Here is a 13606-nt window from a genome sequence, read left to right as displayed (position 1 = left end):
ACGGCGACGCGCCCGCCGGGGCGGCCGTGCAGGCTGGACGCATGGATGTGATCGAGGTACTGCCGAGGCTGCGCATGCTCCGTTTCCCGGTGGGCGCGGCCTACTTGTGGCGCGACGACGACGGCGGGCTGACCCTGGTCGACGCCGGGACCGCGGACTGCGCGGAGGGGATCGGGGAGGTGCTGGACGGCGGGTTGCGGCGGATCGTGCTGACGCACTGGCACGAGGACCATACGGGTGCGGCCGCCGAACTGGCCGCCCGGCACGGCGCGGAGGTGGTGGCGCACCGTCTGGAGGCACCGGTGATCCGGGGGCGGGTGGCCGGATCACCGCCCGTGCTGGAGGAGTTCGAGGTGCCCATCCGGGCGGCCGTCCCGCCGCTGCCGCCGGCCCCGCCGTGCCGGGTGGACCGTGAGGTCGACGACGGCGACGTGCTGGACTTCGGCGGCGGGGCGGTGGTCGTGGCGGTGCCCGGGCACACGGACGGGTCGATCGCGCTCCATCTGCCCGGCCCCGGCGTGCTGTTCACCGGCGACGCGGTCGCCAACGCCGGCCGGACGATGCTGGGCGTCTTCAACACCGACCGCGCCCGGGCCGTCGCGTCACTGCACCGGCTCGCCGGACTGGACGCCGCCACCGCGGTCTTCGGGCACGGCGACCCGATCGCGCACGGCGCGGCGGCGGCCCTGCGGGCGGCGGCAGCAGCGACGGAGTGACGGCGGGACGGCGGGACGAGGGTCGGCGTTCCGCCCCCGCAGCCGCTCCCCGGCCTCGCGGCTACTCCTCCTCGCGGCTGGGGACGGTCGCGGTCTCCAGGAAGAACTCGTCGATGCGGCGCACCGCCTGGAGGAAGTCGTCCAGGTTGACCGGCTTGGTGACGTAGGCGTTGGCGTGCCGGCTGTAGGCGGCGGTGATGTCGTCGGGGGTGGAGGAGGTGGTCAGCACGACGACGGGGATCGGGCCGAGCTGCGGGTCGTCCTTGAGCACGCCGAGCAGCTCGCGGCCGTTCATCCGGGGCATGTTGAGGTCCAGGACGATCAGGTCGGGGCGCGGGTTGTCCGGCGAGCGGAGGTATTCCAGCGCGGTGATGCCGTCCGTGGCACGGGCGATGGAGCGGACCATGCCCTTGTCGTTCATGGCCTCCTCGATCAGCAGCGCGTCGGCGGCGTCGTCCTCGACGAGCAGGACGTGGTAGGAGCGGTTGGGCATGAGGGCGTTCACGAATGCGCTCCTGGAGGTCCGGGCGGGCAGGGGCCGGGTGGGTTGATCGGCGAGGAAGACCAGGCCGGGCCAGCGTCGGCGCGCGCCCTGGCGGGTGATGCCCCAGGCGCTGCCGAGTTCGGGGTAGCCGGCTCCCTGCCGGGCGGCGGCCGAAGCCGCTTGCGTGGCGCAGGAGTCGACGGCTCGTAGCAGATAGGACAGGGCGTGCAGCCGGGCCAGCGGTTCGACGGCCTGGCCTTCGGTGGTCTGGTGGTGGGCCGGGCCGCGCGGGGCGGCCCTGCCCGATCCGGTTCGGGTGTCGCCGAGGCGGCGTGTGCCCCGCCGGAGCGGTACGAACTCCTCCTCGGCGAGTCTGCGGGCGAGGTCCTCCACGGCGCGCTCTGCCAGCTCGGTGAGCCGGTCGTGTTCGGGTGGCAGGGAGGTTCGCTCGCTGGGCACTTGTGCACTCTATACGGGGGTGACCGTGATCGGACAACCCATGTTGTCCCACCAGTGTACTGTTGCCGCACTGCGACTGTTCGTGGTGCTAATTTTTCCGCTGACCGCCGCGACCCGCGGCGGTCGACGTGTTCGACATGTTCGAGGAGCAGCCGTGGCCGGCGTTGTGCCGATACGCGACGACGGGCAGGATCGGTCGGTGCACACCGAGAGTTCGCCGCCGCAGCCGCAGCAGTCGGAGCCGGAGGCCGGGCCCGGCCCGACCGCCGCGACCGACCCGACCGCCGAACCCGACCCGCCCGCCGAGCCCGGGACACCGGGCCCGGGACACCGGGCCCGCGTCCGCCGGCCGGTCCAGGACGGCTGGACCACCCGCCGGTGGCTGGTGGTCGGCACCTGCGCCGCGCTCACCGTGCTGCTGGTGCTCGCACTCGCCGGCGGCTGGGTCTTCGCCCGCTCCTCCCGCCTCACCGACAACCTGGCCAACTCCGACACGCCCGCCCTGGTGGCCGCGGCGCAGCTGGAGGACACGCTGATCAGCCAGGAGACCGGCGTACGCGGCTACGGCATCACCGGGCAGCGGTCGTTCCTCCAGCCCTACAGCACCGGTCTGACCGACCAGCGCGAACACACCGCGGTCCTGCGGACTCTGCTCGCGCACGACAAGGGGGCGAACGCCGACCTGGACACGCTGCTGGCCCGCACCGAGGTGTGGCAGTCCCGGATCGCCCGCCCGATCGCGGCGGCCGCACCGGGCGCCCCGGTGGCGCTGGCGACGCAGCGGGCCGAGGAGGGCAAGCAGGAGTTCGACGCGGTACGGGCGGCCGCCGGCCGGCTGGAGCGGACGCTCGCCGAGCGGCACGACAAGGCCCGTGCGGACCTGCGGCGGGTGGACGCCGAGCGCGACTGGATCTTCGGCTTCATCGCGGCCGTCATCACCGTGCTCACCGCGCTGATCTTCGTCGGGCTGCGCCGTGGCGTGACCGGTCCGCTGGGCCGGCTCTCCGGTGACGTCAGGACGGTAGCCGACGGTGACTTCGGCCACCAGGTGGCGGCGACCGGCCCGGCCGACGTCCGCGCGCTGGCGGTGGACGTGGAGTCGATGCGCGTGCGCCTGGTGGAGGCGCTGGCGTTCAGCGACACGGTGCGCGGCCGGCTGGACGAGCAGGCGGCCGATCTGCGGCGCTCCAACGCGGAGTTGGAGCAGTTCGCGTATGTCGCCTCGCACGACCTCCAGGAGCCGCTGCGGAAGGTGGCGAGCTTCTGCCAGCTCCTCCAGCGCCGTTACGCCGACCAACTCGACGACCGCGCCGGGCAGTACATCGAGTTCGCGGTCGACGGCGCCAACCGGATGCAGACGCTCATCAACGACCTGCTCGCGTTCTCCCGGGTGGGCCGGGTGCACGCCGAGTCCACCGCGGTGGACCTGGAGACGCTGTACACCAGGACCACGGACTCGCTGAGCCTCGCGGTCGAGGAGTCGGGCGCCGAGCTGACCCACGACCCGCTGCCGGTGGTCAGCGGCGACGCCACCCAACTGGGCATGCTGCTACAGAACCTGCTCTCCAACGCGATCAAGTTCCGCGCCCCGGACCGGCCGCCGCGCATCCACCTGTCGGTGGCGCCGGACGGCGAGGAGCGGTGGGAGTTCGCGGTGACCGACAACGGGATCGGTATCGCGCCGGAGTTCGCCGAGCGGGTGTTCGTGATCTTCCAGCGGTTGCACACCCGCGACGCCTATCCCGGCAACGGCATCGGCCTGGCGCTGTGCAAGAAGATCGTCGACTTCCACGGCGGCGACGTCCGGATCGACGCCGACCACTCCCCCGGCACGCGGATCGTCTTCACGCTCCCGCGCCGCGCGGAACAACCGGCGCCGCAAGCGGAAGCGGAGACGCAAGCGGCAGCGGAGACGCAGGCGGGTCCGGAGTCGCGGTCGGTGCGGGCCTCACTGCCGGCGCAGTCGGAGCCGGAGTCGGAGCCGCAGCCGGAGTCGCAGCCGGAGTCGCAGCCGGACGGCGACAAGGACGCGGGAACGTCGGGAGCGGGGCTGTGACCGGTGACAACGCGGCCGTGGACGCCGCGTCCAGAGCACCGCAGTCCGCCGAGACGTACCGCGTGCTGCTCGTCGAGGACGATCCCGGGGACGCCCTGCTGGTCGAGGAGTACCTCTCCGACACCACGCTGAACGTACGGCTGCACTGGGCGCAGACCCTCGCCGACGCGATGGGGCGGATGGCGCAGGAGGCACCCGAGTGCATCCTGCTCGACCTGCACCTGCCGGACGCCTCTGGGATCGGCGCCGTGCACCAGGCCCAGGCGGCCTGCCCGTCGTCGGCGATCATCGTGCTGACCGGACTCGCCGAGAGCCGGGCCGGCGCGGACGCGGTCGCCGCCGGGGCGCAGGACTACCTGGTGAAGGGCACGGTCACCGGCGAGCTGCTGGACCGCTCGATCCGGTACGCCGTGCACCGCAAGCACGCCGAGCAGACCACCGCGCGACTGCGGCTCAACGAGCAGCGCGCGCAGGAGAACCAGCGGCTGGAGCGGGGCCTGCTGCCGGTGCCGATGCGTACCGGGACCGCGGTGGCCACGGCGTCCTGCTACCTGCCGGGCCGCGAAGGCGCCCTGCTGGCCGGGGACTTCCTCGATGTGGTGGAGACCCCCGACGGGACCGTGCACGCGGTGATCGGCGACGTCAGCGGGCACGGCCCGGACGCGGCGGCGATCGGGGTGTGCCTGCGTATCGCGTGGCGCACGCTGGTGCTGAGCGGGCACCGGGACGCGGACCTGCTCGGGGTGATCGAGCAGATCCTCGTCGCGGAACGGACCACGTCGTCGATGTTCGCGACGGTCGCGACGCTGTCGCTGACGCCCGCCACGGACGGCGCCGGCTGCCGGGTGGAGGTGACGCTCGCCGGGCACGACGCGCCGCTGCTCATCGAGGCAGGCGGGGACGGGGACGGCGAGGCCGGTGCGGGCACGGCAGGCGCCCGACTCCCGCGCCGCACCAGCCAGATGGCCGCGCTCCCGGGCATCGCGCTCGGCCTGGTACCCGGTCTCGCGGACTGGCGGACCACCGAGTCGGAGCTGCCCGGCAGCGGTTCCCTGCTGCTGTTCACCGACGGGCTCACCGAAGGCCATGTCGGCGCCGGCGGCGAACGCCTCGGCACCGAGGGCCTGGTGGCGTTGGTCGACGCCGCTCCCCCGCTCTCGGGCCGCCCGTTCGTCGACCATCTCGCCACCACCGCCCAGGAGATGGACGCGGGTCGGCACCTCGACGACATCGCGGTGCTGCTGCTCACCTGGTAGCGGAGGAGCGCGAACCTGGCCCGCGGGCGCGCACCCGCACGCCCGCGGGCCCAGACCTTCACCACCGTGCGGCCGGGTCGGCCCCGCCGGCTCGCCCGCGGGGTGCCGCGCATGGCGGCGCGGCAGGCCGCGTAGTCCTCGGCGTGGACGGCGTGGACGGCGTGGACGGCGTGCAGGGTGATCCGCATCAGGCCCGCCTTGACGATCCGGCGGACCGCGAACGCCGCGTCCAGGTCCTCGGGCGCGAGGTCCCGTACCCGGTTCCACAGACGGGACATGCGGCGACGCGGCCGTCTGCGCCTGCACGGCGAAGATCCGGCGGACCGCTCCGGCCACTTCCATGTGCCGCCGTTCGAGCAGGAGTTGGCGGCCGGAGTGACCAGGGTGAGCTGCCGCGCGGTGAGGCTCGTGCCGCCGCCGGCCTGCGGAACGGCGCCCTCCGCCCGGCCGGCGCACCGATCAACCGTTCGATTGCGCCCCGGCCGCCACCGGGCCGACCCGTCCTGCCCGTCGTACGCTGCGAGCACCGGCGCGACACGTTCACGCGCGGCCCTTCTTCGAGGCCGCGCAGGCGAAGGGCGGCTGACTTTCCGATGGCATCGACGACCTACACCGTTGCACCGATCAGCGCACGGCAGCACATGGACTTCGTGGCGGAGCGGGGCACCGCGAGCCATATGCAGGTGCCGTCGTGGGGCGGGGTGAAGCCGGACTGGCGGGCGGAGAGCCTGGGGTGGAGCGACGACCAGGGGCAGCTGGTCGGGGTGGGCCTGGTGCTGTACCGGCCGCTGCCGAGAGTACGGCGGTCGCTGGCGTACCTGCCGGAGGGCCCGGTGATCGACTGGCACGCCGACGACCTGGACCGGTGGCTGGAGCCGCTGGTGGCGCACTGCAAGGCGCAGGGCGCGTTCGCGGTGCGGGTGGGCCCGCGGGTCGAGGCGCGGAGCTGGGACGCGGATGCGGTCAAGGCGGCGATCGCCGACCCCGTTGTCACCCGGTTGGGCGAGGCCGAGCCGACGTGGCAGGACCCGCGGGCGAGCGAGGTGCAGGCGCGGCTGCGGGCGGCGCGCTGGCGGCCGGCCCGGACCGGCGCGGACGGCTTCGGGGCGGGCCAGCCGCGGTTCGTGTGGCGGCTGCCGATCGGGGGCCGGGCGCCGGAGGACATCCTGCGCGGCTTCAGCCAGCAGTGGCGGCGCAACGTGAAGAAGGCCGAGAACGCCGGCGTCAAGGTGGTCCGCGGTGACGCCTCCGACCTGCCGGAGTTCCACCGGCTCTACGTCGAGACCGCGCAGCGCGACGGCTTCGTGCCGCGCCCGCTGACCTACTTCGAACGGATGTGGGGCGCGCTGACGGCGGAGGACCCGGACCGGATGCGGCTGTACCTCGCCTCGCACGACGGCGACGTGCTGTCGGCGGCCACGATGCTGACGGTCGGCGGGCACGTCTGGTACTCCTACGGGGCCTCCACGGTCATGCGCCGCGAGGTGCAGCCGAACAACGCGATCCAGTGGCAGATGGTGCAGGACGCCTGCGAACTGGGCGCGTCGGTCTACGACTTCCGCGGCATCACGGACACCGTGGCGGAGTCCGACCCGCACCTGGGGCTGCTGCGCTTCAAGTCCGGTGCGGGCGGCGAGGCGTGCGAGAACATCGGCGAGTGGGACTTCCCGGTCAACCGGGTGCTGCACCGCGCGCTCGACGCCTACCTGTCACGGCGCTGAGGAGCGCGGGCCGGCCCGCGTACGGACGGAGCAGGTCCGCGATCGGATACGGTGCCGGCCCGCGTACGGATACGGGCGCGCGGGTCTCCCGCCCGGTCACGGCCGCAGCGCGCGCAACGGCAGCCGGGCGAAGGCGATCCGGTCGTACGCGGTGGCCGTGCCGGTCTCGTAGAGCAGGCCGACCTCGTCGGGGCCGGTCTGCACCAGGTCGCTGTAGCCGGCCGGGAGCCCGCTGAGGGTGTGGACGGATGTCCAGGTGCGGCCGCCGTCGGTGCTCGCGCGGACCGCCATGTCCGCGCGGGCGTCGGGGTCGGCGGGCCCGGCGAACAGCAGTGGCCCGGCGGCCGGTTGCAGCAGGCTGCCCTGCACGACCGGTCCGGCCAGACCCACTTGGGGCGCGTACGGCTCTTCCAGTCGCGCGCCGCCGTCACGGCTGCGGGCGTCGACCCGGACGCCGGGGGCGGTGCCGTTCTGGTCGCGGGCGTTGAAGTACACGGTGCCGTCGGGAAGTTGGGCGACCGCGGTCTCGTTGGCGTTGACCACGCCGTCCGGGGTGTCGTCCACGAAGCCGATCCGCCAGGTGGTGCCGCCGTCGTCGCTCAGCAGGCAGTGGCCGCCGTAGTACTTCGCCTCGGTGCCGACGTCGGTGGAGCCGGCCGGGGGCGCCGTCGAGTGGTTGGCGGGCGCCACCAGCCGGCCGCGGTACCGCCCGGTCTCCAGCGCGATCGCGTGGCCCGGGCCGGTGGCGTACCAGCGCCAGTCCGGGTGCTTCGTGGTCGCGGTGATCTCCCGCGGCGGGCTGAACGTCTGCCCGTCGTCCGTACTGTGCTGCACCCACACCCGGCGGCCGTCGGCCGCGGACGCCTGGCCGGACATGATCTCCGCCTCCGTCACTCCGGCACCGTTCGTGCAGGTCAGCAGCGTGATGTGGCCGGTGCGCGGGTCGACCACGGGGGCGGGGTTCCCATGCGTGTTCGTGCCGTCGCCGGCGACCACCGCCTGCGCGGCCCAGGTGCGGCCCCCGTCCGCCGAACGCTTCGCCACGACCACGGTCGTCGCGCTGTCCGAACTGCCGCTTCTGGCCTCGGCGAACGCCACGAGGGTGCCCCGCGCGGTGCGGACCACGGCCGGGATGCGGTACACGGCGTAGCCGTCGGCGCCCGAGGTGAACACGGTCGTCTCCGGCGCCGGTGTGGTCGCGCCGCCTTCCGAGGCGGCCACCGCCTTCGTGGACACCCCGGCCAGGCTGAGCGCTCCCGCGGCGAGCGGCAACACGATGAGTCTGCGACGGCTGAACGGCATGCTGACGGCCTCCTGTTGTACGTGGCACTGACGTGATGACGTTTCCCTGCGCCCCGGTGGCCGGCTTGCCGGTCACCCCGCGGGAGCACGGCCACCCTCAAAGGAGCGCGGGGAACTGCGCGGCAAGCCGCAGCGCACCGCAAGGTGACCGAACCACCGCGAGGGACACTCACCGAGGCGGAGTCGTGCGAGCGGGCGGTCCCGTTACCGGACGGCCCCCAAGCCCGCAGCGGCGAGGTGGGCTGTGATCGCGGCGAGCTCGTCCGGGGTGAGGGGGAGCAAGGGCGCCTGGGTGCGGCCGGACCGGATGACGCCGCGGGAGGCGAGCGCCGCCTTGAAGGCGCCGAGGGCCGCGGACATCCGCCCGATCCTCCCTTGGTCGGGAATCCCGATGATGCCGAACAGCTCGGTGAGCCGCCGCTGTTCGGCCCGCGCGGCGGCATGGTCGCCGCGCCGGGCCGCTTCGTACAGCCGCACGTATCCGTGCGGATCGACGTTGCCGAGCCCGGGCACGATCCCGTCCGCGCCGCGCGCCATCGCGAGGTCGGCGAGCGTCTCGGAGCCGGTCAGGCAGCCCGCGCCGCTGCCGGCGGTGCCGTCCAGCACCCGCTGGAAGCCTTCGAGGTCGCCGGAGGAGTCCTTGACGGCCGCGATCACCTTGTCCTGCGCGAGGCTCACCAGCAGCGCGGAGGGCAGCTTGAAGCCGGTGTTGGCGGGGATGTCGTACGCGACCAGCGGCAAGTCGAGGGCCGCGTGCAGGAGTTCGTAGTGGGCACGCACCTCGGGCTCGGCGACGCCGACGTAGAAGGGCGCGGTGACCACCACCGCGTCGGCGCCGATCGCCTTGGCGCGCCGGGCGTGGTCCAGCACCCGCAGGGTCCCGGTGTCGATCGCGCCGGCCAGCACGGGAACCTGCCCGGCGGCGGTGGCGACCACCGTACGCAGGGCGATGTCCCGTGCGGTGTCGGTCAGTTGGGCGATCTCCCCGGTGGAGCCGCCGACGAACAGGCCGTGCACGCCGGCGTCGAGCTGGAACGCGGTGAGGCGTTCCAGCGACGCGGTGTCCACCTCCCCGTCGTCGGTCAGCGGGGTGCACAGGGGAGGGACGACTCCGTGGAACATCAGGTCCTCTTCGCGGTGTTGGGTTGGGCCGGTGCGGCGGGCGCGCCGGATTGGTGCCCCGGGCCCGGGCCCGCGCCCGTACCGGGGCCGGATGCGGGACCCACGTCGGATGCGGCGCCCGGGTCCTGACCCGCGGCCGGGTTCGGCGCGAACACCCCCTCCTGCTGCCCCTCACGCGGCGGCAGCCCGGCGCGTTCGGCACGGCGGTCGGCGGCGCGCTGGACGCGGACCGGCACGTTGAATCCGACCAGCAGGACGACCAGGGCGGTGAGCGCCACGCCGAGCACGGCGATGGAGGTGCCGAGGCTGAGCGGCTTGGCGAGCTTGGCGCCGAGGACGGGGGCGGCGGCGCCGCCGAGCGCGCCGACGTTGTAGCTGAAGCCGAGCGCGGCGGCCCGCATGTCCAGCGGGTAATGGTCGCTGACGTACTTCGGCAGCACCCCGGAACCGCCCGAGCCGGTGCCGACCAGCATGAACAGCAGCACCCACATCCACACGGTGTGGCCGGAGCCGAGCGCGAAGACGGGCACGACGAAGACGAGCGAGGCGGTCAGCATCCCGGTGTACGCGATCCGGGTGCCGAACCGGTCGCCGAGGTAACCGCTGAGCACGCAGCCGACCGCGTAGCCGCAACCGGCGTACAGCAGCGCGTTGGACACCTGGTCCGGGCTGTAGTGCAGCGAGGTCTTGAGGTAGGTCGGCAGCAGCGCCTGGAGCGGCCAGGAGTACAGGAACGCGCAGAACACGGTGACCATCAGCGCGACCACCACCGGCCACAGGCGTCCGGCGAACTGGACGGTCAGCGCGACGAAGCAGGCGGTGATCACGGCGACCAGCGCGAGGGTGACCGGCATGTTCTGGCCGCGCAGCACCACCACGAGGGCGACGGCGACGGCGAGGCACAGCACCACGTTGACCAGCCGTCTGCGGCCGCCGGAGAACAGGACGGCGGTGGCGCTGACCGGGCGCCGGCCGGAGTCGGCGGCCTCCTTCCACTCGGTGGCCTCCGGGAGCCTGCGGCGCAGGTAGATCGCGAGGACGACGGGCAGCACACCGATCCAGAACAGCACCCGCCAGCTGCTGTGCGGCACGACCCACGCGTAGACCTTGGCGGCGAGCACACCGCCGAGCGGGTAGCCGGACAGGATCATGCCGCTGGCGGTGTTGCGGAGCTTCTTCGGCCAGCTCTCGATGAGGTAGGTGACGCTGGTGCCGTACTCGCCGGCCATGCCGAGGCCGACGACCATGCGGAACGCGAACAGCGACCAGTAGCCCCAGGAGAAGCCGCAGAGCACCGAGCCCACGGCGTACAGGGCGATGCTGAGCACCATCGCCGGGCGGCGGCCGAAGCGGTCGCCCAGCGCGCCGATGGCCAGGCCGCCGAACCAGCGGGAGACGAAGGCCGCGGACACCAGGGTCGCGGCCGTGACCGTGGAGAGGTGGAAGTCGTGCGAGATCTCGGTGAGGACCAGCGTGATGAGGACGAAGTCGAAGCCGTCCATCGCGTAGCCCAGCCAGGCCGCGGAGAACGCCTTCCAGTCCTGACGGGACAGTTCCGCACGCCAACGCAGCGGTGGTGCTTGTGAGTAGCTCATGCGGCTCGCATCCTCGGGAGCGGGTGAACGGTGAGGTTGGACGTGGGACGTCCGACGTCCTACGGTCCAGGTAACCTAGGCGCCATGGCAGCGCAGCGCAAGCCCCCCGTACCGGAGATCTCGCCGCCGGCCCGAGGCCGGCGACCCACCGTGCAGGACCAGATCACCGACCTGATCGTCGAACTGGACCTCGACCCGGGCGACCCGCTGCCCGCCGAGCCGGAGCTGATGCGCACCCTCGGGGTCAGCCGGAACTCCGTGCGCGAGGCGCTCAAGGGCCTCCAGGCGCTCGGCATCGTCGACATCCGGCACGGCTACGGCACGTACGTCGGCACCGCGCAGGTGCTGTCCATGGCGCCCGGGCTGCTCTTCCACTCCCGGCTCGCGGTGCGCCGCGAGAACCCCGGCGCGCTGCGCGACATCGTGGAGGTCCGCGCGATGCTGGAGAGCGGGCTGATCAGGCGCTCGGCCCTGGAGCTGACCGCCGCCGATCTCGACCGCCTCCAGGCCGAGTTGGACGCGCTGGCCGCCGACGGGGCGCCCGGCCGCGCCGACCACGACCGGCGCTTCCACGAACTGCTCTACGAGCCCCTCGGCAACACGCTCGCGCTCCAGCTCATCGCGCTGTTCTGGGGGGTGTACCGGCAGCTCGAACACGAGGTCGGCAAGCCGCGCACGGACCACGACCAGGTCGTCCGCCAGCACCGCAGGGTCCTGGACGCGCTGCGCTCCCGCGACCCGGGCGCCGCCGCGGACGCCATCGCCGAGCACTTCGCCGACGTCACCGCCCGCACCGACCGCTGGGCGGCGGAGCCGGCCCGACCGGCGTGACAGCAGTGCCGCTGCGGCTGCCGGGTGACTGTCGGTGGTGCGTCGTAGGGTCGGTACATGGGTGATCACGGAGCGTACGAACCCGACGGCGACGGTCCGCGGTGCGCGTGGTGCGCCGCGTCGCCCGGCGTGTGGGTGCACCGGTTGGACCCGGACCGCTCCCGGCACCGGGTGTACGGCAAGGAGCACATCTGGGCGCAGGAGCTGGCGCTGTGCGAGCGGTGCGAGGAGCTGTTCCTCGCGGGTGCGGACGAGGCGCTGGTCGCGGCCCACGAACGGACCTGGCAGCGCACGGCCCAGGATGTCGACGAAGGGGTCCGCGCACCCCTGGCCGCGCTGCGCCGGGCCGACCTCGGCGACCCCGTCCACCGCTCGCGCTGGCTGCCGCCCGGCGCCGCCGAACTCATCGCCCAGGGGTTCGCCCCCGCGGAGGAGCTGACCGGCAGCCCGACGGTGCCGCAGGCGTGGCCGGCCGCCCACCGCCGCACCCTCCCCGACACCCGCCCGGACCGGCTCACCGACCCTTACGTGCTGCTCCGCTCCCCCTGGCCCGGCACCCCGGTCCGCGACGTCCTCACGCTGCTCTGGCAGTGGCTCGAACCCCAGCACTACCCTGACGGCGACGCCGGCGCCTGGGAGCGCGACCGCATCCATACCTACCTCAGCCAGGCCGGCCCTCCCCCCTCCCCGTAGCCCCGGACGACCAGGGTCACGGCACGGGCCCAGGGGACGCCCGGTGTGCCGCCGCGTGTAACGCGTTGAAACGCCGCCGTGGGCCTGGTGGGCTGATACGGGACGGCGTTAGGCTGCGCGGGTGAAACGGGAGGGTGTAACGCGTGGCTAGCGCGAGCGGGGGCAAGGCGACGGTCCGGGCGATCGCCGCCGAGGCGGGCGTGTCGATCGCGACGGTCTCGCGGGTGATGAACGGACATGTACGGGTCGCGCCCGACACCGAGAGCCGGGTGCGGCGGGCGGTGGCCCGGCTGGGCGCGCAGGCCCCGGCCCGGCGCGGCAGCGCTACCGGCGCGATCTACGTCCGCTGCCCGTACGTCCTGACCGACTACTTCGGGGTGATCGTCTCCTCGGTCGCCGAGACGCTGGACCTGCACGGGCGCCGCCTGGTGCTCAGCGCGGGAGACGCGGCGCGGACCGCCCAGGTCCTGCCCGGGCTGCCGGACGACCCGGGCATCGCCGGCGCGATACTGATCGTGCCGCCCGAGCCCGAACGGGAGTTGGAGGCGCTGCGCGCGAAGGACTTCCCGTTCGTGGTGATCGACCCGCGCACCCCGCTGCCCCGGGACATCGCGTCGGTGTCGGCGGCGAACCTCACCGCCGCCCGCAGCGTCTCCGCGCACCTGGTGGAGTTGGGGCACCGCAGGATCGGGGTGATCGGCGGGCCGGGCGACTGGCTGGCCGGCAAGTCCCGTCTCGCCGGGCACACTTCGGCGCTCGCGGACGCGGGCGTGCTGCCTGCCCCCGAGCTGATCCGCTCCATCGAGCCCACCGCCGACTGGGGTTACGCCGCCGCCTGCGAACTCCTCGACCTTCCCGAACGCCCCACCGCCCTGGTCGCGTTCAACGACAAGGCCGCCGTCGGCGCGCTGCGGGCGGCATACGAGCGGGGTCTGCGGGTGCCGGAGGACCTGTCGATCACCGGCTTCGACGACATCGATCTGAGCCGCAGCACCGTGCCGCGCCTGACCACCGTCCGCCAACCCCTGGAGGAGATGGGGCGGATGGCGGTCTCCCTGCTGATGCGGCTGCTGGAGCAGCACACCGTGGACACGCTGCATGTGGAGCTGGCCACCCAGCTCGTCCTGCGCGGCTCCACCGGGCCGGCACCCGGAAGCCCGGGAGGTCCCCGAAGCCCCGGAGACACGGGCGGAACGGGCGGCACGGGCAGCACCGACAGCGCGGCGAGCGCGGACAGCACCGGCAGCGCGGGCAGCACCGGCAGCGCGGCCGGCACCGAGCACCCGAACGCCCCGGACAGCCCGGCGCGTTGAGACGAGAGGAGGCCGGGGGCCGGGCCGGACACGGCGCCGCACCCCCCCATCCACCCAT

Annotated in this window: 11 protein-coding genes; 7 read left to right on the top strand and 4 right to left on the bottom strand. The window is 73.7% G+C overall.

The features are described from left to right. Window positions 1-41 precede the first annotated feature (41 nt). The gene (locus ACIPAE_RS25625; protein WP_402448146.1) at window positions 42-716 is read left to right on the top strand and encodes an MBL fold metallo-hydrolase; all 675 of its coding nucleotides are present in this window, start codon (window positions 42-44) and stop codon (window positions 714-716) included. A 61-nt stretch (window positions 717-777) separates the two neighbouring features. On the opposite strand, the gene ACIPAE_RS25620 is transcribed toward ACIPAE_RS25625, so the two are convergent. Continuing rightward, window positions 778-1659 (bottom strand): response regulator, encoded by an 882-nt coding sequence (locus ACIPAE_RS25620; RefSeq protein WP_329372045.1) that lies wholly within the window; start codon window positions 1657-1659, stop codon window positions 778-780. Window positions 1660-2044: 385 nt separating this feature from the next. On the opposite strand from ACIPAE_RS25620, the gene ACIPAE_RS25615 reads away from it, so the two are divergent. The 3 genes from ACIPAE_RS25615 (at window position 2045) to ACIPAE_RS25605 (ending at window position 6692) form a co-directional block, all read left to right on the top strand. Continuing rightward, window positions 2045-3715 (top strand): ATP-binding protein, encoded by a 1671-nt coding sequence (locus ACIPAE_RS25615; RefSeq protein WP_402448247.1) that lies wholly within the window; start codon window positions 2045-2047, stop codon window positions 3713-3715. Further along, window positions 3712-4971: a PP2C family protein-serine/threonine phosphatase gene (locus tag ACIPAE_RS25610; protein WP_402448144.1), complete on the top strand. Its 1260-nt coding sequence runs from the start codon at window positions 3712-3714 to the stop codon at window positions 4969-4971. Before ACIPAE_RS25615 ends, ACIPAE_RS25610 begins: the two co-directional genes overlap by 4 nt. A 593-nt stretch (window positions 4972-5564) precedes the next feature. Further along, a complete protein-coding gene (locus tag ACIPAE_RS25605) occupies window positions 5565-6692 on the top strand; it encodes a lipid II:glycine glycyltransferase FemX (protein ID WP_402448142.1) in 1128 nt (375 codons plus the stop codon). Between the two features lie 96 nt (window positions 6693-6788). Here ACIPAE_RS25605 and ACIPAE_RS25600 read toward each other — a convergent pair whose 3' ends face one another. The 3 genes from ACIPAE_RS25600 to ACIPAE_RS25590 form a co-directional block, all read right to left on the bottom strand. Next, window positions 6789-7994, bottom strand: a complete 1206-nt coding sequence (locus ACIPAE_RS25600) for a sialidase family protein (protein ID WP_366412113.1) — start codon at window positions 7992-7994, stop codon at window positions 6789-6791. A gap of 204 nt (window positions 7995-8198) precedes the next feature. Next, on the bottom strand, window positions 8199-9116 hold the full coding sequence (locus ACIPAE_RS25595) for a dihydrodipicolinate synthase family protein (protein ID WP_329372034.1): 918 nt from the start codon (window positions 9114-9116) through the stop codon (window positions 8199-8201). Then, window positions 9116-10711, bottom strand: coding sequence for a sialate:H+ symport family MFS transporter (locus ACIPAE_RS25590; protein WP_366412112.1), 1596 nt, complete (start codon window positions 10709-10711; stop codon window positions 9116-9118). Before ACIPAE_RS25590 ends, ACIPAE_RS25595 begins: the two co-directional genes overlap by 1 nt. Before the next feature lie 84 nt (window positions 10712-10795). Here ACIPAE_RS25590 and ACIPAE_RS25585 point away from each other — a divergent pair, with 84 nt between their 5' ends. The 3 genes from ACIPAE_RS25585 (at window position 10796) to ACIPAE_RS25575 (ending at window position 13548) form a co-directional block, all read left to right on the top strand. Next, on the top strand, window positions 10796-11542 hold the full coding sequence (locus ACIPAE_RS25585) for a FadR/GntR family transcriptional regulator (RefSeq protein WP_329372031.1): 747 nt from the start codon (window positions 10796-10798) through the stop codon (window positions 11540-11542). 57 nt (window positions 11543-11599) lie between these two features. Continuing rightward, on the top strand, window positions 11600-12235 hold the full coding sequence (locus ACIPAE_RS25580) for a hypothetical protein (RefSeq protein ID WP_329372030.1): 636 nt from the start codon (window positions 11600-11602) through the stop codon (window positions 12233-12235). Window positions 12236-12378: 143 nt separating this feature from the next. Beyond that, window positions 12379-13548 carry a LacI family DNA-binding transcriptional regulator gene (locus tag ACIPAE_RS25575; RefSeq protein WP_402448138.1) on the top strand — a complete coding sequence of 390 codons (1170 nt, stop codon included), beginning with the start codon at window positions 12379-12381 and terminating at the stop codon, window positions 13546-13548. Window positions 13549-13606 lie beyond the last annotated feature (58 nt).

Source organism: Streptomyces sp. NPDC087270 (assembly GCF_044744625.1).
In the GTDB taxonomy this organism is placed as follows: domain Bacteria; phylum Actinomycetota; class Actinomycetes; order Streptomycetales; family Streptomycetaceae; genus Actinacidiphila.
This window is presented reverse-complemented; position numbering and strand designations above follow the sequence as displayed.

Bases quoted from the DNA above. Each gene is read 5' to 3' on its own strand.
- ACIPAE_RS25625 (WP_402448146.1), top strand. From the start codon at position 42: ATGGATGTGATCGAGGTACTGCCGAGGCTGCGCATGCTCCGTTTCCCG.
- ACIPAE_RS25605 (WP_402448142.1), top strand. From the start codon at position 5,565: ATGGCATCGACGACCTACACCGTTGCACCGATCAGCGCACGGCAGCAC.
- ACIPAE_RS25600 (WP_366412113.1), bottom strand. From the start codon at position 7,994: ATGCCGTTCAGCCGTCGCAGACTCATCGTGTTGCCGCTCGCCGCGGGA.
- ACIPAE_RS25595 (WP_329372034.1), bottom strand. From the start codon at position 9,116: ATGTTCCACGGAGTCGTCCCTCCCCTGTGCACCCCGCTGACCGACGAC.
- ACIPAE_RS25590 (WP_366412112.1), bottom strand. From the start codon at position 10,711: ATGAGCTACTCACAAGCACCACCGCTGCGTTGGCGTGCGGAACTGTCC.
- ACIPAE_RS25585 (WP_329372031.1), top strand. From the start codon at position 10,796: ATGGCAGCGCAGCGCAAGCCCCCCGTACCGGAGATCTCGCCGCCGGCC.
- ACIPAE_RS25580 (WP_329372030.1), top strand. From the start codon at position 11,600: ATGGGTGATCACGGAGCGTACGAACCCGACGGCGACGGTCCGCGGTGC.